The sequence below is a fragment of the Nocardia blacklockiae genome (assembly GCF_015477355.1).
In the GTDB taxonomy this organism is placed as follows: domain Bacteria; phylum Actinomycetota; class Actinomycetes; order Mycobacteriales; family Mycobacteriaceae; genus Nocardia; species Nocardia blacklockiae.
Genome location: NZ_JADLRJ010000019.1, coordinates 85,131 through 104,504 on the forward strand (window position 1 = coordinate 85,131; position 19,374 = coordinate 104,504).

At 68.8% G+C, this 19,374-nt stretch carries 16 protein-coding genes and 2 pseudogenes; 13 read left to right on the top strand and 5 right to left on the bottom strand.

Going from position 1 to position 19,374, the window contains the following annotated elements:
* Positions 1 to 77: 77 nt before the first annotated feature.
* A complete protein-coding gene (gene lon, locus IU476_RS33760) occupies positions 78 to 2,360 on the bottom strand; it encodes an endopeptidase La (RefSeq protein ID WP_228824755.1) in 2,283 nt (760 codons plus the stop codon).
* A 264-nt stretch (positions 2,361 to 2,624) separates the two neighbouring features.
* Here lon and IU476_RS33765 point away from each other — a divergent pair, with 264 nt between their 5' ends.
* The 13 genes and pseudogenes from IU476_RS33765 to IU476_RS33825 all read left to right on the top strand — a co-directional run.
* The gene (locus IU476_RS33765) at positions 2,625 to 3,122 is read left to right on the top strand and encodes a pyridoxamine 5'-phosphate oxidase family protein (RefSeq protein WP_195106390.1); all 498 of its coding nucleotides are present in this window, start codon (positions 2,625 to 2,627) and stop codon (positions 3,120 to 3,122) included.
* 48 nt (positions 3,123 to 3,170) lie between these two features.
* On the top strand, positions 3,171 to 3,578 hold the full coding sequence (locus IU476_RS33770) for a YciI family protein (protein WP_195106391.1): 408 nt from the start codon (positions 3,171 to 3,173) through the stop codon (positions 3,576 to 3,578).
* Entirely contained in the window at positions 3,575 to 4,720 is a 1,146-nt protein-coding gene (locus IU476_RS33775) for an RNA polymerase sigma factor (protein ID WP_195106392.1), read from the top strand. The genes IU476_RS33770 and IU476_RS33775 overlap by 4 nt, the downstream gene beginning before the upstream one ends.
* 143 nt (positions 4,721 to 4,863) lie before the next feature.
* Positions 4,864 to 5,172 carry a hypothetical protein gene (locus IU476_RS33780; RefSeq protein WP_195106393.1) on the top strand — a complete coding sequence of 103 codons (309 nt, stop codon included), beginning with the start codon at positions 4,864 to 4,866 and terminating at the stop codon, positions 5,170 to 5,172.
* Between the two features lie 41 nt (positions 5,173 to 5,213).
* Positions 5,214 to 7,586, top strand: a complete 2,373-nt coding sequence (locus IU476_RS33785) for a TPR repeat domain-containing protein (RefSeq protein ID WP_195106394.1) — start codon at positions 5,214 to 5,216, stop codon at positions 7,584 to 7,586.
* Positions 7,583 to 8,131, top strand: a complete 549-nt coding sequence (locus tag IU476_RS33790) for a DUF3558 family protein (RefSeq protein WP_195106395.1) — start codon at positions 7,583 to 7,585, stop codon at positions 8,129 to 8,131. The genes IU476_RS33785 and IU476_RS33790 overlap by 4 nt, the downstream gene beginning before the upstream one ends.
* A gap of 171 nt (positions 8,132 to 8,302) precedes the next feature.
* Positions 8,303 to 9,262, top strand: coding sequence for a zinc-binding dehydrogenase (locus tag IU476_RS33795; protein WP_324194544.1), 960 nt, complete (start codon positions 8,303 to 8,305; stop codon positions 9,260 to 9,262).
* 96 nt (positions 9,263 to 9,358) lie between these two features.
* Positions 9,359 to 10,714 carry a DUF445 domain-containing protein gene (locus tag IU476_RS33800; protein WP_195106397.1) on the top strand — a complete coding sequence of 452 codons (1,356 nt, stop codon included), beginning with the start codon at positions 9,359 to 9,361 and terminating at the stop codon, positions 10,712 to 10,714.
* 57 nt (positions 10,715 to 10,771) lie between these two features.
* Entirely contained in the window at positions 10,772 to 11,602 is an 831-nt protein-coding gene (locus tag IU476_RS33805; RefSeq protein ID WP_195106398.1) for a TIGR03084 family metal-binding protein, read from the top strand.
* A gap of 412 nt (positions 11,603 to 12,014) precedes the next feature.
* Entirely contained in the window at positions 12,015 to 12,857 is an 843-nt protein-coding gene (locus IU476_RS33810; RefSeq protein WP_195106399.1) for a hypothetical protein, read from the top strand.
* A 40-nt stretch (positions 12,858 to 12,897) separates the two neighbouring features.
* The gene (gene lhgD, locus IU476_RS33815; protein ID WP_195106400.1) at positions 12,898 to 14,082 is read left to right on the top strand and encodes an L-2-hydroxyglutarate dehydrogenase; all 1,185 of its coding nucleotides are present in this window, start codon (positions 12,898 to 12,900) and stop codon (positions 14,080 to 14,082) included.
* 129 nt (positions 14,083 to 14,211) lie between these two features.
* Positions 14,212 to 14,733, top strand: a complete 522-nt coding sequence (locus IU476_RS33820; protein ID WP_195106401.1) for an SRPBCC family protein — start codon at positions 14,212 to 14,214, stop codon at positions 14,731 to 14,733.
* Positions 14,734 to 14,743: 10 nt separating this feature from the next.
* Positions 14,744 to 15,286, top strand: a pseudogene (locus IU476_RS33825) (ribonuclease H family protein); the annotation flags it as partial.
* A 492-nt stretch (positions 15,287 to 15,778) separates the two neighbouring features.
* Here IU476_RS33825 and IU476_RS33830 read toward each other — a convergent pair.
* The 4 genes and pseudogenes from IU476_RS33830 to IU476_RS33845 all read right to left on the bottom strand — a co-directional run.
* The gene (locus tag IU476_RS33830) at positions 15,779 to 16,666 is read right to left on the bottom strand and encodes a hypothetical protein (RefSeq protein ID WP_195106402.1); all 888 of its coding nucleotides are present in this window, start codon (positions 16,664 to 16,666) and stop codon (positions 15,779 to 15,781) included.
* Between the two features lie 132 nt (positions 16,667 to 16,798).
* Positions 16,799 to 17,968, bottom strand: coding sequence for an MlaD family protein (locus IU476_RS33835; RefSeq protein ID WP_324194542.1), 1,170 nt, complete (start codon positions 17,966 to 17,968; stop codon positions 16,799 to 16,801).
* Positions 17,965 to 19,065 (bottom strand): MCE family protein, encoded by a 1,101-nt coding sequence (locus IU476_RS33840; RefSeq protein WP_195106403.1) that lies wholly within the window; start codon positions 19,063 to 19,065, stop codon positions 17,965 to 17,967. Before IU476_RS33840 ends, IU476_RS33835 begins: the two co-directional genes overlap by 4 nt.
* A pseudogene (locus IU476_RS33845) lies at positions 19,062 to 19,374 on the bottom strand (mammalian cell entry protein); the annotation flags it as partial. The pseudogene IU476_RS33845 and the gene IU476_RS33840, both read right to left, overlap by 4 nt.

Sequence of the window (19,374 nt, forward strand, 5' to 3'; positions counted from 1 at the left end):
GTGCATGGTGGTGCACGGCCCCTTCGCATTCGCTACCTGGCACTTTCACTGCCCGACAGTTCACTGCCGAGCCGGGCTCAGGCCGAGGCCGCCAGGGGGCGGTCGTAGGCCGGCTCCTCGACCGGCTCGATGGCGTAGGCCAGGATCTCCGCCACGTCGGCGACGGGCCGGACATCCAGGGCCGCCAGCACTTCCGCGGGGACCTCGTCCAGGTCCGGCTCGTTGCGGGCCGGGATGAACACGGTCTTCAGCCCGGCGCGCTGGGCGGCCAGCAGCTTCTGCTTCACGCCGCCGATCGGCAGCACCCGGCCGTTCAGCGTGACCTCGCCGGTCATGCCGACGTCGCCGCGCACCTGCCGGTTCAGCGCCAGCGACACCAGGGCCGTGACCATGGTGACGCCCGCCGACGGACCGTCCTTGGGCACCGCGCCCGCGGGGAAGTGGATGTGGATGTTGCGGTCCAGCATCTTCGGCTCGATGCCGATCTCCTCCAGGTGCGAGCGCACGTAGGTCAGGGCGATCTGCGCGGACTCCTTCATGACGTCGCCCAGCTGGCCGGTCAGGGTGAGCGAGCGCTCGCCCTCGGCGGCATTGGCCTCGATGTAGAGGACGTCGCCGCCCGCGCCGGTCACCGCCAGACCCGTCGCCACGCCCGGGACCGCGGTGCGTTCCACCGAGTCCGGGGTGAACCGGGGACGGCCCAGGTAGTCCTTCAGGTCGCCCAGGCCGATGGTGAGCGGCTCGGAGACCGAACCTTCGGAGAGCCGAGTCGCGGCCTTGCGCAACGCCTTCGCGATCAAACGCTCCAGCTGCCGCACCCCGGCTTCCCGGGTGTAGTTCGCCGCGATCTCGCGCAGGGCCTCCTCGGTGATGGCCACCTCGTCGGCGGTAAGCGCGTTGCGTTCCAGCTGCCGGGGCACCAGGAAGTCGCGGGCGATGGCCACCTTGTCGTCCTCGGTGTAGCCGTCGACGGTGATCAGCTCCATGCGGTCCAGCAGCGGGCCGGGGATCGTCTCCATGACGTTCGCGGTCGCGATGAACAGCACGTCGGACAGGTCCAGGTCGAGATCCAGGTAGTGGTCGCGGAAGGTGTGGTTCTGCGCCGGGTCCAGCACCTCGAGCAGCGCGGCCGCCGGGTCGCCCCGGAAGTCCGAACCGACCTTGTCGATCTCGTCCAGCAGCACGACGGGATTCATCGAACCCGCCTCCTTGACCGCGCGCACGATGCGGCCCGGCAGCGCGCCGACGTAGGTGCGCCGGTGCCCGCGGATCTCCGCCTCGTCGCGCACGCCGCCCAGGGCGACGCGAACGAACTTGCGGCCCAAGGCCCGTGCCACGCTCTCGCCGAGCGAGGTCTTACCGACACCGGGCGGACCGGCCAGCACCAGCACCGCGCCGGAGCCGCGGCCGCCGACGACCTCCAGGCCGCGCGCGGCCCGCCGGGCCCGCACCGCCAGGTACTCGACCATGCGGTCCTTGACCTCGTCCAGGCCGTGGTGATCCGCGTCGAGCTGGGCGCGGGCGGCCGAGATGTCGGTCGAGTCCTCGGTTTTCACCGTCCACGGCAGGTCTAGGACGGTGTCCAGCCAGGTGCGGATCCAGCCCGCCTCCGGGCTCTGGTCACTGCCGCGCTCGAGCCGGTCGACCTCGCGCAGGGCGGCCTCGCGGACCTTGTCCGGCAGGTCGGCGTTCTCGACGCGGGTGCGGTAGTCGTCCGCGCCGTCGGGCTCGTTCTCGCCCAGTTCCTTGCGAATCGCGTTGAGCTGCTGGCGCAGCAGGAACTCGCGCTGGGACTTCTCCAGCCCCTCGCGGACGTCCTCGCTGATCTTCTCGGTGACCTCGGCCTCGGCGATGTGGTCCTTGGTCCATTCGATCAACCGGGTCAGGCGGGTGGTGACATCCGGGGTGTCGAGCAGTTCGCGCTTCTGCTCGTCGGTCAGGTAGGGCGCGTAGCCGGCGGTGTCGGCCAGCGCGGACGGGTCGGTCAGCCGGTTCACGGCGTCGATGACCTGCCACGCCTCGCGGCGCTGCAAGACGGACACGACCAGCTTCTTGTATTCGGCGGCAAGCTCTTTGGTGCGGCCGTCGGGCGCGGGGGTCTCGACCGGCTCGGCCTCGACCCACAGCGCGGCGCCGGGTCCGGTCACGCCGTGCCCGATCTTCGCGCGCCGCTCGGCCTTGAGCACCGCGGCGGGCGCGCCGCCGCGCATCCGGCCGACCTGCTCGATGGTGGCGACCACGCCGTAGGCGGCGTAGCCCTCGGACAGCCGCGGTGCGAGCAGCACGGACTCCAGGTTCGCGGCTCGCGCGGCGTCGATGGCGGCCTGCGCCGATTCGTCCAGCTCGATCGGCACGACCATGCCCGGCAGCACGACCGGATCGGTCAGGAACAGCACCGGTAGGCGTAGTGGGGTAGTCACTGATTCAGCCCCTTCCAGAGTTGAGCGTCACCTACTCAACCCCGGACCGTCCGCCCTTGTTCCGAGCCGCCGTTCGCCCCCGGCGAACGCCGGTCCGAAAAACTTTCCGAGTTTTTTCGCGGTGGATGTCGAGAACGCTCGGGCGACTCCGTCCCAGGGGTACGAGCAGCCGAACGGCCTCGACGACGAGCAAGGAGCGACACCATGAACCAGAACGAGATCACCGAGATCCTGAACCGGCCGATCAGCCGGGAGCTGCTGGGCCGCGACCTGCTGCGGATGGCCTACGTGGCCAAGGACGGCACGCCCCGCAATATTCCGATCGCCTTCACCTGGAACGGCTCGCAGATCGTGGTCTGCACCACCAAGAACGCCCCTAAGCTGCACTCGTTGCGGCACAATCCCGAGGTCGCGCTGACGATCGACACCGAGGTGCACCCGCCGAAGATCCTGCTGCTGCGGGGGCGGGTGGAACTGGACGTGGTGGACGGCATTCCGGAGGAGTACCTGCAGATGAACGGCAGCTACGAGATGACGCCCGAGCAGCGCGTCGAGTGGGAGGCCGAGGTGCGCTCGCTCTACGACGGCATGGTGCGCATCGTGATCACCCCGACCTGGGCCAAGCTCATCGACTTCGAGAACACGCTGCCCTCCGCGGTCGAGGAGCTGGTCCGGCAGCGGGCCGAGCGTCAGAACGCCTGAATCGACCGATCCGGCCGGAATGGGCCGCAACGCACCGAGGAGAACATCATGGCCAAATACCTGCTGCTCAAGCACTACCGCGGCGCGCCCGCGCCGGTCAACGACGTGCCGATGGACCGGTGGACGCCGGAGGAGGTGACGGCCCACATGCAGTACATGGAGAACTTCGCCGAGCAGCTCCGGTCCAGTGGCGAATTCGTGGACATGCAGGCGCTGTCGCCGCAGGGCGCCTTCGTCCGCTCCGGCGGCGAGGGTCGCCCGCCCGTAACCGACGGGCCCTTCGCGGAGACCAAGGATCTGATCGCCGGGTGGATGATCATCGACGTCGAGACCTGGGACCGGGCGGTCGAACTGGCCGGTGAGTTGTCCGCGGCGCCGGGCGCGGGCGGCGAGCCGATTCAGGAGTGGCTCGAGGTGCGGCCGTTCTTCAGCGAATTGCCTACGGTGACCGAGTGAACGAGGCGCTGCTGCGGGAACTCGTGCCCGCGGTGATCGGCGTCCTCGTCCGACGCGGCGCGGACTTCGCCGCGGCCGAGGACGCCGTGCAGGAGGCGCTGATCCGGGCGCTGGAGACGTGGGCGGACGAACCGCCGCGCGATGCGAAGGGGTGGCTGGTCACCGTCGCGTGGCGCAAGTTCCTCGACACCACCCGCGCCGAGACTTCCCGGCGCGGAAGGGAACTCGCGGTCGAGGAGGAGCCGGCGGCGGGGCCGGTGCCCGCCACGGACGACTCGCTGTGGCTGTATTTCCTCTGCGCGCACCCGTCGCTGTCGCCGGGGTCGGCCGTCGCGCTGACCTTGCGCGCCGTCGGCGGCCTGACCACTCGGCAGATCGCCGCGGCCTACCTGGTCCCCGAAGCGACCATGGCGCAACGGATCAGCCGGGCCAAGCGGAGCATCGCGGGCCTGCCGCTGGACCGGCCCGGCGACCTCGCGACGGTGCTGCGCGTGCTCTACCTGGTGTTCAACGAGGGCTACGGCGGGGACGTCGACCTGGCCGCCGAGGCCATCCGCCTCACCCGCCAGCTCGCCGCCACCACCGACGAGCCCGAGGTCGCGGGCCTGCTCGCCCTGATGCTGCTGCACCATGCCCGCCGGGCTTCGCGCACCGGCCCCGGCGGCAGCCTCGTCCCGCTCGCCGAACAGGACCGATCCCGTTGGGACACCGGCATGATCGCCGAGGGCGTCACCATCCTCCAGGCCGCCCTGGCCCGCGACCGCCTCGGCGAATACCAGGCCCAGGCCGCGATCGCCGCCCTGCACGCCGACGCCCCCACCGCCGCCGAAACCGACTGGATCCAGATCGTCGAGTGGTACGACGAACTACTCCACCTCACCGACACCCCCGTGATCCGCCTCAACCGAGCGGTCGCGATAGGCGAGGCCGACGGCCCCCGAGCCGGCCTGTCCGCCCTCGCCGACCTCGACCCCGACCTCCCCCGCCACACCGCCGCCCGCGCCTACCTCCACGAAAAAGCCGGCGACACAACCCAAGCCGCCACCCTCTACACCGAAGCCGCCCACAAAGCCACCACCCTCCCCGAACGAGAACACCTCACCCGCCAAGCCGCCCGCCTCCACCACACCCCCAACCCCTGAAACAGACCGACGCCGATCCGGCCGCCGACAGCCTGATCCAGCAGTTCCCGCCGCCTGCAACCGCTTTCCGAGACCCGGCGCCACCACCACGCCGCTGCTAATATCTGTCGGCCGAGATTCGATCCGTAGCCGAGGGGGGCGCGATGCTGAAGGCCGATATCGACCAGCTGAACAAATTGGTGACGGTACTCGGAGATGCGGGTAAGAACGTCGACGCGATCGATGTGCGCTCGGTATCCGACCATATGGCCGACGCGCTCCAGGGCTGTGCCGTCGCGCAGGCATGCGCACAGGCAGGTGAATTCATCGAGGGCGCGTTCCTTCGGGTCGCCGGCCGCATGCAATTGGTCGGGCAGAAGGTGACCGAGTGCGCGGCCAACATTCAGACCACCGACGAACAATTCGCCAAGGTGATGGACGACCTGGACGTGCACCAGCTCGGAGGCCGCTGATGCCCACCCAGTCACAGGTGCGGGGCTGGAATACCGGCCGTTTGACCGAACTGGCCACCGCCGTCACCACTGCCGCCCAGTCCTGCCGGACCGAGCTGGACCGGACCAAGAACCATTTCACCGAGGTGGGGTCCGTGTGGTCCGGCAAGGCCTATGACGCCGCCTACGACCGCGTCGGCCAAGACCACGAACAGGGCCGGAAACTCCTTGTCGAAGTCGAGGATCTGCCCGGGATCCTGCAGGCGGTCGCTTCCAGCCTCGACTCGCATCGCACGGTGTTGCTGAGCAAAGTCGACGATGCGATCGGTGCGGGTCTCGCGGTCGGCGACGGCTGGGAGGTTTCCGGTGCGGACACCGACGCGGTCTCCTCCCACCAAGGTCTGATCAATACCGCCTACCACGAACTCGAGACCGCGATCAGCGACGGCGCCACGAAAATCACCGAGCATGCCGAGTACATCCGCGCCGCGGGTGACCTGCTCGGTTCCGGTCTGGACGTGTCCGCCGACCGATCCGCCGCCGCCGGCGCGCGCCTCGGCGAACAGGACGGTCGCGCGCTCGCGGATGCCTTGCGCGACAACGACACCGCCCGCATCGACGAGATCCTCTCGCATCTGCCGCAGGACGTTCTGTCCACTGCGGACCTGCAGGCCTTGCAGGACGGCAAGGATGTCACCGTCCCGGCCGAACTGCGTGATTACTACAAAGAGTTCTATCAGGACCTCGGCAAGGACGGGCTGCTGTCACTCGGCGACTATCTCGACAGCCGGAATCAGCCCGGCAGCCCCACGGCGCCGGCGGCGGCCGCGACACAGAGTGCCATCGCGGACGGCCTGATGATGGTGTCGAACGAGAAAATCGGCGTCGCGCTGGATCCCACTGGCAAGCTCGTCGCGCCCGGCGATTACAACCAGCTGCCGCCCGACATTCGCAAGCTGGTGTCGGGACGCCTCGAGGATGCCGATTGGGGCAAGGTCGCGCCACAAGGCCCGAACGAATTCCAGAAGTCTCTCACCGATCGAGTCAAGTTCGCCGGCATCATGTCGCACGCCGATCAAGGCATGCCGCCCGGTACCACTTTCGGTACCGAACTCGGGCGCCAAGGCGCCAGTCTCGCAGCCTACCTCGATGGCAAGGACCCGCATATCAACCAATGGACCAACGGTTACTGGCGCGACCTCACCCCGTCCGGTTCCATCGACTCCGACGGGTTCTTCAACCAGCCCGGCAAGGATGCGCTGGAGGCTGCCGCGAAGCGATACACCGAGCTGGGAACCAGCAACCATGAGGCCGCGTACCAACTACTCACCGGGAAGAACTCACACAGCGGCGTAGCGTTGCCCTCGGACCTGTCGTTCGGAGCCGTCGGCAACGATTTCCGGCACGACGGCAATTACGACCCCTCGAAGTTCAGCGCCGCAGTGCTCACGCACGAATGGGACGACCAGGGCAAGACAGCAGCCGGTCTGTACGACTGGATCGGTGAACACACCCACGACCGAGGCCGGATGGGTGACCTGTCGCGCGACGCGTTCACCGAACTGCCGGACTTCTTCGCCCCGCACGACGACGCCGGCAAGCTTCTGACGCAGGACGGCAAGTCCGTCTTCCAGCTGAATACCGACGCCTTCGCGAAGAATCCCGAACTCGCGACCGGACTGGCCAAGACACTGGCTCCGAACATCGACTCGTTCGCCGGTTTCAATCCGCACGGCGGAATCGAGAACGGCAACGCACACCTGGCCACCCCGGACGCCGAACGGCTGCTCTTCCTCGCTGCCCAGTCCGATCAGGGCAAGCTCTACCTGGAAACGTCCCGCCAGACATACGACGCCGCCGTGATCGATCGGATGGTCCACGGCCAGGACCCGGATCTGGTGAATACACCTCGGATGTTGGCCGGCGTGGACGCGCGCATCGACAACGCGATCCTGAACGCCGCGACCTATCAGGACGTACACGACGCGATCGACGGCTACTCGCATCAGCAGGAAATACACGACACCAAGCAGAAGGCCGCCGAGATCGCGAAAAGTCTCGTCGAAGGCGCGACCAACGAGGCAGTAAACAAACTGCCGGGCGGCGAGATCGTGCACAGCCTGATCGGCGATATGCGGGATCAAGGTATCGACTCGGCGATCGAGAAATGGAACCCGAAACCGGACCCGGTCGTCGTCCAGTTCCCTCGCGTCCAGGACGTCGAGAGCAGCGCCAACCTCGATTTCGACGACCGGATAATCCGAGCGAACGGGGCCAGCGACGCGCCGATCCCGCAAAGCGTGCTCGATGTCTACCGGGACCGGTACGGCGGAGCGTACAACGACCTCGCCGTCACCGGTCTCGCCACGAGCCCCGAAGAAATCGACCGATACGTTTCCGGAGGCGCCAAAGTCGCCGGGGGTGAGGACAAATGACGCTTGCCGCGTGTCGGAAGCTCTTCCGTGCGGTCCTTCTGGTGGCGGCCTTGGTCACACTGGAGAGCTGTGGCGATGAGACCGAAACGCCGAAGGGTACGGAAGTTTCGGCGACCGCGCTGAGCGGCGCCGGCCCCCGGCTCGATCCTTGCGATGCGGTCCCCGCCGAAGTGCTCGCGAGAGACGGGCTGGCCGTGCGGAAGCCGAAATCGTATGCGCAGGTCATCGAGGATCCGGAGTTGAGATTCAGCGGGTGCCAGGTGGGGGATGCAGATCAGAGGGTGGCCTTCTATCTCGAAGCCACCAATATGACCCTCGACTACCTCGAGCACTCGAAGATCTCGGCCAACTATTCGTTTCAGCGGGTGCGGGTGGATGCTCGCGACGGCACGCTCGCGAGTAACAAGCAATTTCCGGGGCAGTGCTTGCTGCTCGTGCGGATGAGTGACTACGGGCTGCTGCTGGACGGTAGTTTCCCCGACAGGTCCTGCGCCGGCGCGGTGGATATCGCGTCGACGATCGTGCCGGTGCTGGAAGGGAAGTAAGCCCGGGTACACCCATGAGACCGTCCCGGGAGTAGGCGTGGTGCCGGAGTTGGGGTGGAGGGTGTTGAATCGGGGGCGGATGGTGTGGGGCTTGGGGCCCTACGAGCCTAGTGCGAGGAGCTAATGATGCTGGCAGCACGCCTTCACCTGGGGCCGGAGCGGCGGTTGAGTGTGGATGAGGTGCCGGAGCCGGAGCCGGAGCCGGGGCATGTGGTGGTGAAGGTCGAGGCGGCGGGGGTGTGTCTGTCGGATGTGCATTTGATCGATGGGACGTTGACGCCGTTGTTTCTCAACGGCGATACCGTGACGCTCGGGCACGAGGTGGCGGGGACGGTGCATGCGCTGGGGCCGGGGGTCACCGGGCCGAAGGTGGGGGATCGGGTGTTGTTGCAGGCGGGGGAGCAGCGCAACGGGGCGGTGTACACGCGCGGGGTGGACTATGACGGCGGGTGGGCCGAATACGCGCTGGCGCGGACCGACACGCTGGTGCCCATTCCCGACGACCTGCCGTTCGAGCAGGCCTGTTTCATCCCCGACGCGGTGTCCACGCCGTGGGCGGCGATCACCGCGACCGCGCAGGTGCGGGCCGCGGAACCGGTCGGCGTCTGGGGTGTCGGCGGGCTCGGCGCGCACGCGGTGCAGCTGCTGCGGCTGGTCGGCGCCGCGCCGATCATCGCGGTCGACCCGCTGCCCGCCGCCCGGCAGCGCGCGCTGGAATTCGGCGCGGACCTGGCATTCGACCCCGCCGAACCGGATCTGCGCACGAAGATCTACGCCGCCACGCACGGCGCGGGCCTGGCCGCGGCGTTCGATTTCGCCGGGGTGGCCGCGGTGCGCGAGCAGGCGGTGGTGTGCCTGGGACCGGGCGGCCGGCTGGTGCTGGTGGGGCTCACCGACAAGCCGATCACGATCAGCGGCGGCACCGCGTTCAGCTTCTTCCAGCAGCAGCTGCGCGGGCACTACGGATCGTCGCCCGAGCACGTCACCGAGCTGGTCCGGCTGCAGAGCCTGCATCGCGTCGACTTCGCTCGCTCGGTGAGCGCCGTGCTGCCGCTGGCCGACGCGGAGAAGGCCGTGCACGCCTTGGAAGCCAAGCAGGGCAACCCGATTCGCCTCGTGCTGAAGCCGTAGCGGCCCGGTCGCGGGCCCCTTCGGCGACCACGGTCCCCCGTTCCGGGATAGGCTCGTCGCGAAGCATCTCCGACCGGCTCGAGGGGGACCCAGACGATGACGACACTCGCGGGCGGAGTGTTCATCGATTGGGAACAGCTGACCGGCCAGCCGAAATTCGTGGTCGACCTGGTGACGTTCCCGGTGTTCAGCGCGATCGCCGGCTGGCTCACGAACTGGACCGGCGTGCTGATGCTGTTCTGGCCGGTCTTCTTCCGCGGCATCCGGATTCCGGGCCTGGCCCTGCTGTATCCGTACTTCCCGCGGCGGGTGCAGGTGCTGCCGACGTTCTCCGGCGACGGCAAGCGGCTCGGCTTCCAGGGCTTCATCCCGGCCCGCGCGGAGAAGATGGCGAGCATCTGCGTCGACATGGCGATCATGCGCATCGGCAGCCCGCGCGAATTCATCCACGAACTCGACTTGGAGGGCATCGCCGACTACATCGCCGAGGTGGCGCGCAAACAGGTGCAGCCGATCGTCGACGAGGTGATGTACCGGGAGAACCCCGAACTGTGGCGGGCGGTGCCGCGCTCGGCGCGCCAGATCCTCTATCAGCGCGTGGAGCGGGAGCTGCCCGCGCTGACCCGCCGCGGTTTCGAGCGGCTGGGCGACAATGTCGACCAGCTCATCGACATCAAGAGTTTCGTGATCCGCTACCTGCAGACCAATCCGTACATCCTCAAGGACCTCACCACCACCATCGCGGCGCCGGAGCTGAGGTTCATGGTGCGCATCGGTCTGCTGGGCGCGCCGTTCGGACTGCTGCTGGCGCTGTATCTGCAAGTGCACCACGACATTCCGGTGATCGGCTGGATCCCGGCGTGGGTGATGATCCTGGCGGCGGCCGCGGCGATCGGCGTGCTCGTCAACGTGTTCGCGATCAAGATGGTGTTCGAGCCCGGCGATCCGCAACCGCGCTACCGGTATCTGTGGAAGCAGGCGCTGCTGGCCAAGCGGCAGCCGCAGGCGGCGGCGGATCTCGCCCACATCCTGGCCTACCAGGTGCTCACGCTGCCCAACCTGGCCAACGAACTGCTCGACGGACCCAACGGCGACAAGACCCGCCAGTTGGTCGAGCAGCTGATCGCCGACGAGATCTATCGCCAGCTCGGCCCGACCACCTCGGTGGTGCGCGCGGCATTCGGGCGGCGGCAGTTCGACAATCTCAAGGTCGGTGCGGCGGGCGCGGCGGTCGGCCTGGCGCCGAGCCTGGTGGAGGACGAGGAGTTCGCGCTGGAGCAGGCCAAGAAGATCGACGAGTTCGCCGCACGCAAACTGCAGGAACTCACGCCCGGCGAGTTCATGGAGATGTTCTACGCGTCCGTCGAGCAGGACGCCTGGCTGCTGTACCTGCACGGCGCGTTGCTCGGATTGGCGGTCGGCGGCGTGCACCTGGTGCTGTTCGGCTGGTGAGGCAATAACAAGCACGCGCGCTTGCATTTTTCGAACCCGGTTGCCATGCTGAAGCGCATGGCGGGCAACAACGCGAACGACCGACCCGGCCGCGCCGATCCCGCGGCCCTGCTCGCCGATTTCGAGGCCGAGTGCGCGGATCTCGACGGCCTGGTCGCCCCGCTGAGTGTGGCAGATTGGTCTCGCGCCACCCCTGCGGCTGGCTGGACCATCGCCCATCAGATCGGGCATCTGGCCTGGACCGACGAGGTCGCGACGCTGTCGGCGACCGATCCCGAGGCCTTCGCCGAATTGGTGCGCGCCGCCGAGTCGAAGGTCCTCACGTTCGTCGACGAGGCCGCCGAAAAGGCCGCCGCCACCCCGCCGCCCGAGTTGCTCGACCGCTGGCGCCGCGGCCGGACCGCGCTGGTCGACGCCCTGCACACCGTGCCCGCCGGTACCAAATTGCCCTGGTTCGGGCCGCCGATGAGCACGGCCTCGATGATCAGCGCCCGGCTGATGGAGACCTGGGCGCACGGGCAGGACGTGGCCGACGCGCTCGGCGTGCGCCGCACCGCGACCGCGCGGCTGCGCAACATCGCCCACATCGGCGTGCGCACCCGCAACTTCGCCTACCTGGTGCACGGCCGGAACGCACCGGCCGAGGAATTCCGGATCGATCTGGCCGGGCCGAACGGGGAGATGTGGAGCTGGGGTCCGGCCGACGCCGCGCAGCGAATCTCCGGAACCGCGCTGGATTTATGCCTGCTGGTGACGCAGCGCCGTCATCGCGACGATCTGACCCTGACCACGGTGGGCGACGAAGCGGCGGAGTGGCTGACGATCGCCCAGGCCTTCGCGGGTCCCCCCGGAACCGGCCGTCCCGCAGGACAATTCGCTCAACGCTGATCGCCGGACGATTGCGGCGGAGTGGGAGCTGACGGGCGCCGGCTTTGGGTGCGCCGTGCCTGTGGCCGACCGGACGCCATTGGCCGGAGGTTCGAGTTGGCAGTCGAAGCAAGCGCTCCGCCAGCTAAATGACTGTTTACCCAGGCGTTCTCGACTGGAAACACCTGACGAACAAAGTAGTCGGCTTTCGCCCGATACCGGGAAATTCGCATGGCGACAACGGCGTTTGCCGGGTACGCCACCGCAATGTGCGTCCGAATAGTCGCATGTGCGCGGGTTGCCATTGTGATCTTGACCGCACCCGCCCGATGGGGTACCGCGCGGCACAGTAGTCTGGACATGCGTACGGCTTTCAACGGTGTGGGCCGGCGCCCGTAGAGGGGAACAAGGGGAGACGGAAGGACGCACCGTGATGTCGCAACATCCGGCGACGCAACGTCGCAGCACTCGCCGACCGGCCCAGATCCTGCAGCACACCGCCGTCGTCTTCGCCGGAATGGCTTCCATCGGGCTCACCGTGGCCGCCGGCACCTACATCGTCAATCAGATCGCCGAATCCGACCGCCACCCGGCCGCGGGTCCCGCACCCGAGGCGGCCGCGCCGGAGCAGGCACCCGAGCCCGGCCTGCGCGAATCGCCGGGCGGCGCAACCACTTCCAGCCTGGTGGGCTTGGTGGCCGAAAGCCGCCCGCTGCCGGTCGCGCTGTTCGCGCCGCGCGCACCGGAGGCCGTGCGACTACTCGACCGCACCGTGGTGCCGACCGCACCGGCGGCGGCCCCGGCCGAACGGCCCGGCATGGGCGGGCGGCTGCGGCTGCCCGGCGACACCTACGTCGGGGCGAATGTCGCGACGGCACAACCGGATTCGCTGTCGATGACGGTGGACACGAACGTATTCACCACGCTCGCCGACCGATTGGGCGACCGGGCACGCGGCGGCACCACCGGCGTGACCCAGCTGCGCACCGATTTCGACACCAAGAGCGGCGAGGTCAGCTTCGCCGTCTCCGATCCGCGGCTCGGCCGGCACGGCATGCAGTGGCAGCGGCACGCCGAACCCGCACCGGCCATCGCGCCCGAGGGCCACGCGAGCACGGCGCACCCGGAGGCGGCTTCCGACGGACACGCGGGCACCGCGCACCCGGAGGCGGCTCCCGACGGACACGCGGGTACGGTGCGCCCGGAGGCCGCTCCGGCAGCGCCCGAGTTCACGGAAATCCCGGTGGCACAGTCGGACTCGCCCGATACGGCCTAGGAGTCGGCGCGGCGCTCACGGAGTGTGTGAGACTGCTGTCGTGTACGACTACTGCGTCATCGGGGGCGGCATCGTCGGGGTGGCGACCGCGTACCGGATCCTGCGGCGGCGGCCGGGCGCGAGCCTGGTGCTGGTGGAGAAGGCGGACGCGCTCGCCGCCCACCAGACCGGGCACAACAGCGGTGTCATCCACTCCGGGATCTATTACGCGCCGGGCAGTCTCAAGGCGCGCTACTGCCGCAGCGGTGCGGCGTGGACCAAGGAATTCGCCGCGGCGCACGGCATTCCGTTCCGCGTGTGCGGAAAGTTGCTGGTGGCCACCGACGCCGCGGAACACGAGCGGATGCTGGCGCTGTACGAGCGGTCGGTGACCAACGGGGTCGACGTGGAGCGGCTCGACGCGGCCGAGCTCGCGCGGCGGGAGCCGCAGGTCACCGGCGTCGGCGCGCTGTTCGTGCCCGACACCGGCATCATCGACTACACCCGCGTCACCGAGGCGCTGGCCGAGCAGGTGCGGGTCGCCGGTGGCGAGATCGTGCTCGGCGCGCCGGTGGCGGCGATCGACGAGAACTCCGACGCGGTAACGGTTTCCGGGCCCACCGGCACCTGGCGGGCCCGGCGGCTGGTGGTCTGCGCGGGTTTGCAGGCCGACCGGCTGGCCCGGCTGGCCGGACTGCGGATCGCCCTGCGCATCATCCCCTTTCGCGGCGAGTACTACCAGTTGCCGCCCGCGCGTGCGGATCTCGTGCACACGCTCATCTACCCGATTCCGGATCCGGAGCTGCCGTTCCTCGGGGTCCACCTGAGCCCGACCATCGACGGCGCGCTGACCGTCGGGCCGAATGCCGTGCTGGGCCTGGCCCGCGAGGGCTACCGCAAGGGCAGCATCGATCTGCGCGATGCCCGGGACATCCTGGGCTACCGCGGATTTCACCGTGTCGCCGCCGCGAACGTCCGCACCGGTTTGCGGGAATTGCGCAACTCGGTGTTCCGGCGCGGCTATCTGGCGCAGTGCCGGAAATACTGTCCCGCGCTGACCGCCGCCGATCTGCTGCCGCGCCCGGCCGGTATTCGCGCGCAGGCCGTGCTGCCGGACGGGACTTTGGCGCACGACTTCCTGATCGAGCGCACCCCGCGCTCGGTGCACGTGCTCAACGCGCCCTCGCCCGCCGCCACCTCGGCGCTTCCCATCGCGGACCATATCGCCGATCAATTGGACAATTGACCCAAACGCGGCCCGCGCCACCGAATTTCCGCTCGTTGCTGCCGATTCCCGCCGGTTTGCCGATAACCGTTCATTAAAGAGGATTCTTGTAGTACTTTTGGCGGCAGCCGTGGAACAGGGGAGCAGCCTATGGGCCACATCAGGTACGCGAGCGACGTCGGTGCGCCGGTGGAGGTCGCGTTCACGTACACGGACAACCACGTGTGCGTGCCGGACTGGATGTTCGGTGTCGCGGCCTTCGAGCCCGTCGGCGAAACCGGCCCCGGGCCGGGGGCGCTGTTCACCGTCACCGTCCGCCTGGGTTTATGGCGTTCCACGGTCGAGTGTGTGATCACCGAGTACCGCCGCAACGCGGTCATCGGATACACACTGCGCAGGCGCCGGCCGGGGAAGGTGGCGCCTGCGCGTTCGGACTCCGAGCCGCCCGGGGCGGCGCTGGGCACCCTGACGCTGCGCTTCGACCCGCTCGGCTACGGGCGCTCCGTGCTGACCTCCGAGGCCGACTACCGTCCGGCCCGCGGTGTGCCGGGGCGCCTGCTCGCCCGGCCGCTCGACGCGGCCGTCCGCTCGGCGGTCCGGCGCAGCGAATCGCAATTGCGCAGGGCGATAGAGCAATTCCACGATACCGATCTTGTCGGTCGGATTGCGTAGGGTACCGGGCATGATCATCGTGAGCACGGACGGATCCTGCCTGCGCAACCCGGGCGGCGCCATCGGCTGGGCCTGGGTCGATCATCAGGGCACCACGGCCAGCGGCGGCGCGGCCAGTGGTACCAATCAGGTGGCGGAGCTACGGGCGGTCCTGGAGGCGATAGTCGCGCATCCCGGGCCGGAGCCGCTGCTCATCGAGAGCGATTCGCTCTACGCGATCAAGTGCGCCTCCGAGTGGATCTCCGGCTGGCGGCTCAACGGCTGGAAGACCTCCACCGGCAGCGCCGTGAAGAACGTCGAACTCGTCCAGCACATCGACCACCACATCGCCTCCCGTCCCGGCCCGGTGCGCTTCCGCTGGGTGCGCGGCCACGTCGGCAACTACTTCAACGAACAGGCCGACAAGCTCGCCGGCGAGGCGGCCCGCGCGGCCGCCGCCACCCCCGACGCCGCCGCCTCCGGCATCGCCGACCTGCCCCCGCTGGTAGCCGGCGGAAAGCCGGAGGCCGTGCAAGTGCCAGCGAGTGCGAACATCACCGCGGCAACCACCGAGGCCATGGCGGCGAGCCCGAACGCCTCCTCGGTAGCGCCGGACAGCATCGGAGTGGCCACGGATTCCGCGGTGCCGCCGTCCGAGGCGACTGCGGTGCACGCGGCGGTCACGGCAACGAGTGAACAACCCGCCTCGATAGTGCCGGGCGTCGCCGAAACAGCCACGGCGTCCGCACCCGAGGCGACTGCGGTGAGCGCGGGAGCCGGGGCGGACGAGGCGGCGGAAGTGCCGGGTACCTCGGTGTCGGCGGGCGCGGAGGTCGACGGGGCGATCGCCGAGGCGGCCGCGCAGGCGTATGCCGCCGGGGCGGTCACCGAGCCCGTGCCGGTGATCGTCGGGATTCCGGGTGCAGCGAAAACGCCTCGGACGCGGGAGATTCCCGCGGCGTCCGAGGCGCTCACGTTGTTCTGATCGTGCCGCCCCGGCTGCGGGGCGGTTGCGAAAACCTCCGGCGGTGGTGGATCGGCCCCACCGCCGGAGGCATGTCCGGGGTTATCCGCCGGGCTGCGGCGCGGGGGCCTGGCCGCTCGGGGCCTGCTCGCCCGGAGCGGGGATCGGGCCCATGTCGTTCATCATCGGCGACTGGAAGCTCGAGGCCAGCCACTTGTCGCCCTTCTTCTCCATAGTCGCGACCACGCCGATGGTGATGTGCTGCGGCTGCGGAGCGGCGGCCTTGGACTGGTTCTGCGTGATGAGCATGATCACGGTGGCCTTGTCGTCGTCACCGGACTCCCACGCGCAGTGGATCTCGTCGATGCCCGAGCGGGCCTGCGCCTGGGTGGTGATGTCCTTCAGCGCGGACGAGGCGGCCTCGAACTGCGTGGCCCAGTCACCGGTGGACCGGTCCTTGACCCGCTTGACGTAGTCGTCGAAGTTCTTGGCGTCGTAGGTGCCGACCTGGCGGCCGAAATCGCAGGCCGCCTTGGTCGATTCGTCGCGCGCGTCCAGCTGCCCGCCCCGATCGCTGGCCTGCCAGAAGGACACGGCCGCGACCGCGATCGCCGCGACCAGGACCACACCTGCGGCGAAAGCGCCGATTATCGGCAACATGGTGGACCGTCCACCACCGCCGGTCGGCGCGGCGACGGCCGCCGGGGCCGTCGGCCGGTCCAGTTTCACCGTCGGCTCGTCCCCCGAGGCAGCGGACTTCATCTTCACGGTCTCGGCCGCCGCGTTCTTGTCGGCGTCGCTCTTGCCCGCCTCGGTCTTACTCGCCTCGGCCTTGCTCGCGGCGGACTCGGCCGCGGCCCCCTTACCCGTGTCCCCCGAATCGAACTTGGCCGTCACGTCCGCGTCGGAGCCCGCTTGCGGCCGAGCAGCCTCGGCTTTCGCCGCGGCGTCGGTATTCGTGTCGTCCTTGGCAGCGTCTTCATCGGACATGAACTGATGCGTCACTTTCCCGGCGTGCTCGGCACACCGCGTAGCCGGATCGGCCCGAACACGTCCGGGCCGACGGATTCTGTCAGCGAGTATGCCCGCACCGGCGGTGTCGCCGCCGGGCCGGGGGCACACTCACCGCACCGGGGGCAGGGTCCGTTCGTTCGGATCGGCTCCGGCCGGCATCTGGGCGCCGTTGTTGGGTACAGCGGGCCGCGGCGCGTTCGCCGAACCACGGATCTGCTGGTCCGGCGGCGGGTTGGTGCAGTAGTTCCACTTCGGCAGCGTGCCGTCCTGGATGACGTACGGCGCGGTCGGCGTGTTGTTGTACTCGCAGAACGGCCGCGGCCAGATGTCCAGGATGGTGTAGAACTCGTTGTCGTGCGCCGGAACGCCGATCGCCGAGGCGCCGGTGACCAGCGAGGGGAACAGCGCCCGCAGCGCCGGGACCCGCAGCTGCGCCGCCTTGGTGATGGCCGCGAAGTTGGTCGCCAGGCTGCTGATCGGGTCCGCGGTCTTGTCCAGTACGGCGCCGAGCTGCTGCATCTGGGCGGGCGCGGTGTCGAGCACCTTGCGCAATTCGTCGTTGGCGCCGTTGAACTGGTCGAACAGCGTCTGCGAATTGGCGGTCAGGGTGCTCAGGTCCGGCTGCGCGTTGGACGTCGTGGACGCGATCGTGCGCAGGTTGGCCAGCAGGTTCGTGGTTTGCGGCAGCAGGTTGTCCAGACCGGCGGTGACCAGGCTGAGCGCGTCGATCATGCTGCGCATCTGGTCGGGGCCGCCGGATACCGCGACGTCCAGCTCGTTCAGGATCGTGGTGAAGCGGTCCGGGTCGATCTGGTCGAAGAACGCGCTGGCGTTGTCGAGCACCGACCACACGGGGGTGGGGGTGGTGACCTTCGCCGGGTCGTACTTGATCGTCGCGCCGTTGGCCAGGAACGGTCCCTGGTCGGTCTCCGGGCGGAAGTCGATGTACTGCTCACCGGCACCGGACAGGGCCTGCACCGCGACGCGGGTGTCGACCGGAATCCGGTAGCGGCTGTCGATCTCGGCCTCGGCGGAGATCGCCGCGCCGTGATCGGACAGCTTGATGTCGTTCACCTTGCCGACGCGGTAGCCGCGCAGCGTCACGTCGTTGCCCGGCTGCAGTCCGCCCGAGCGGTCCAGCGCCACGGTGACCGTGTAGGTCTGCCGCACCGGATTGACCCGCATCACGCTGATCAGCAGGTACGTCGCGCCGACCAGGAACACGACGACCAGGCCCACGCTCGACAGCAGCAGTTTGTGCCGCTTCAGCCAGCTCACCGGTGGCCTCCCACTCGTCCCTGGACGATCTGCAATACCTGAATGAGGCTGCCCACCATGTCCTGTGCGTCGCGCAGGTCGTAGAACTTGCTGTGCGCCGGATCGGTGATCAGGCCGATGTCGAGCTGCGTCAGGGTCGCGGCGACAGCGAGGACGTTGCCCTTGAACGAGGCGTCCACCGCGGGGCGGATGTCGTGCATGGCGTCGAGCAGCGGGCCGAAGTCGGTGCGGGTCTGCGACAACGCGCTCATCAGGTTGTGCACATTGTCGAGCAGACTCGACAACTGCTCGGTGGAGGTGTTCGCGTAGTCGCCCAGCGCCGCGCTGGTGGTCGAGACCTTGGTCAGCAGCTCGCCGATCTGCTTGTTGTTCTCGGCGATGGTGCCGATCATCGACGGCAGCGTGTCGGCGACCTGGCCCAGCTCGTTGTGCCGCGCCTCGATGGTGTCGGCGAGCGCGCCGAAACCGTTGAGGGTGGCGTCGATTCGCTCGCTGTTGCTGTGCAGCGTGGTCGTCACGCTGGTCATCTGGCGCAGCAGGTTGGCCAGCTGGTCGGGGCGGCCGCCGACCACCGAGTCCAGTTCCGCGGTCAGCTTGGTCAGCGCCGCGATGCCACCGCCGTTGAACAGCATCGAGACCGACAGCAGCAGTTCCTCGACGGTGGCGCCGGCGGAGGTCTGCTCCAGGGTCAGCGTGTCGCCGTCCCGCAGCATCGCCGTGCCCGGCTCGGCCTTGGGCTTGGACACCGCGACGAAGACGTCACCGAGCGGGGTGGCCTGCCGCAGTTCGGCGGTCGACCCCTTCGGGAGTTCGATGTCCTTGCGCAGGGTCAGGTCGACGACGGCCTGGAAGTTCTTGGTCTCGATGTGCGAGACCACGCCGACGTCCGAACCACCGATCTTGACCTTGGCCTGGTCGGGCAGGTTGAGCGCGTTGGTGAACACCGCGTGCAGGGTGTAGCTGTCGCCCTGCAGGCCCGGCTTGGGCAGCGGCACCTTCTCCACCGTGAGGCCGCAGCCCGACGCGGCCAGCACACCGATCGACGCGGCCAGCGCCACCACCGTGTGCCGGGCCCGTCGTGACAGGTGAGGGATCATTTCGTCATTCCCATCAGTGCCGCGGTCAATCCGAGGTCGGGACCGAGGTCTTCGACCTTGCCGGTCCGGCAGCCGTCCGCGCGCATCTGGATGCGCTCGCAGAACACGCTGATGATCTCGCCCGAGAGGGCCGTGCCGAGCACACCGCGCAGCCGGATGAATCCGCGCTGCCGGTCCATCGTCCGGTCGATGTTCTGCAGCAGCAGCGGCGCGACGTCGACGACCTCGGTGACGCCGGCGGCGTTGGCGCGCAACTGATCCGTGACCGCCGTCAGCCCGGACAGGCTGGACGCCAGCTGATCCTGGTAC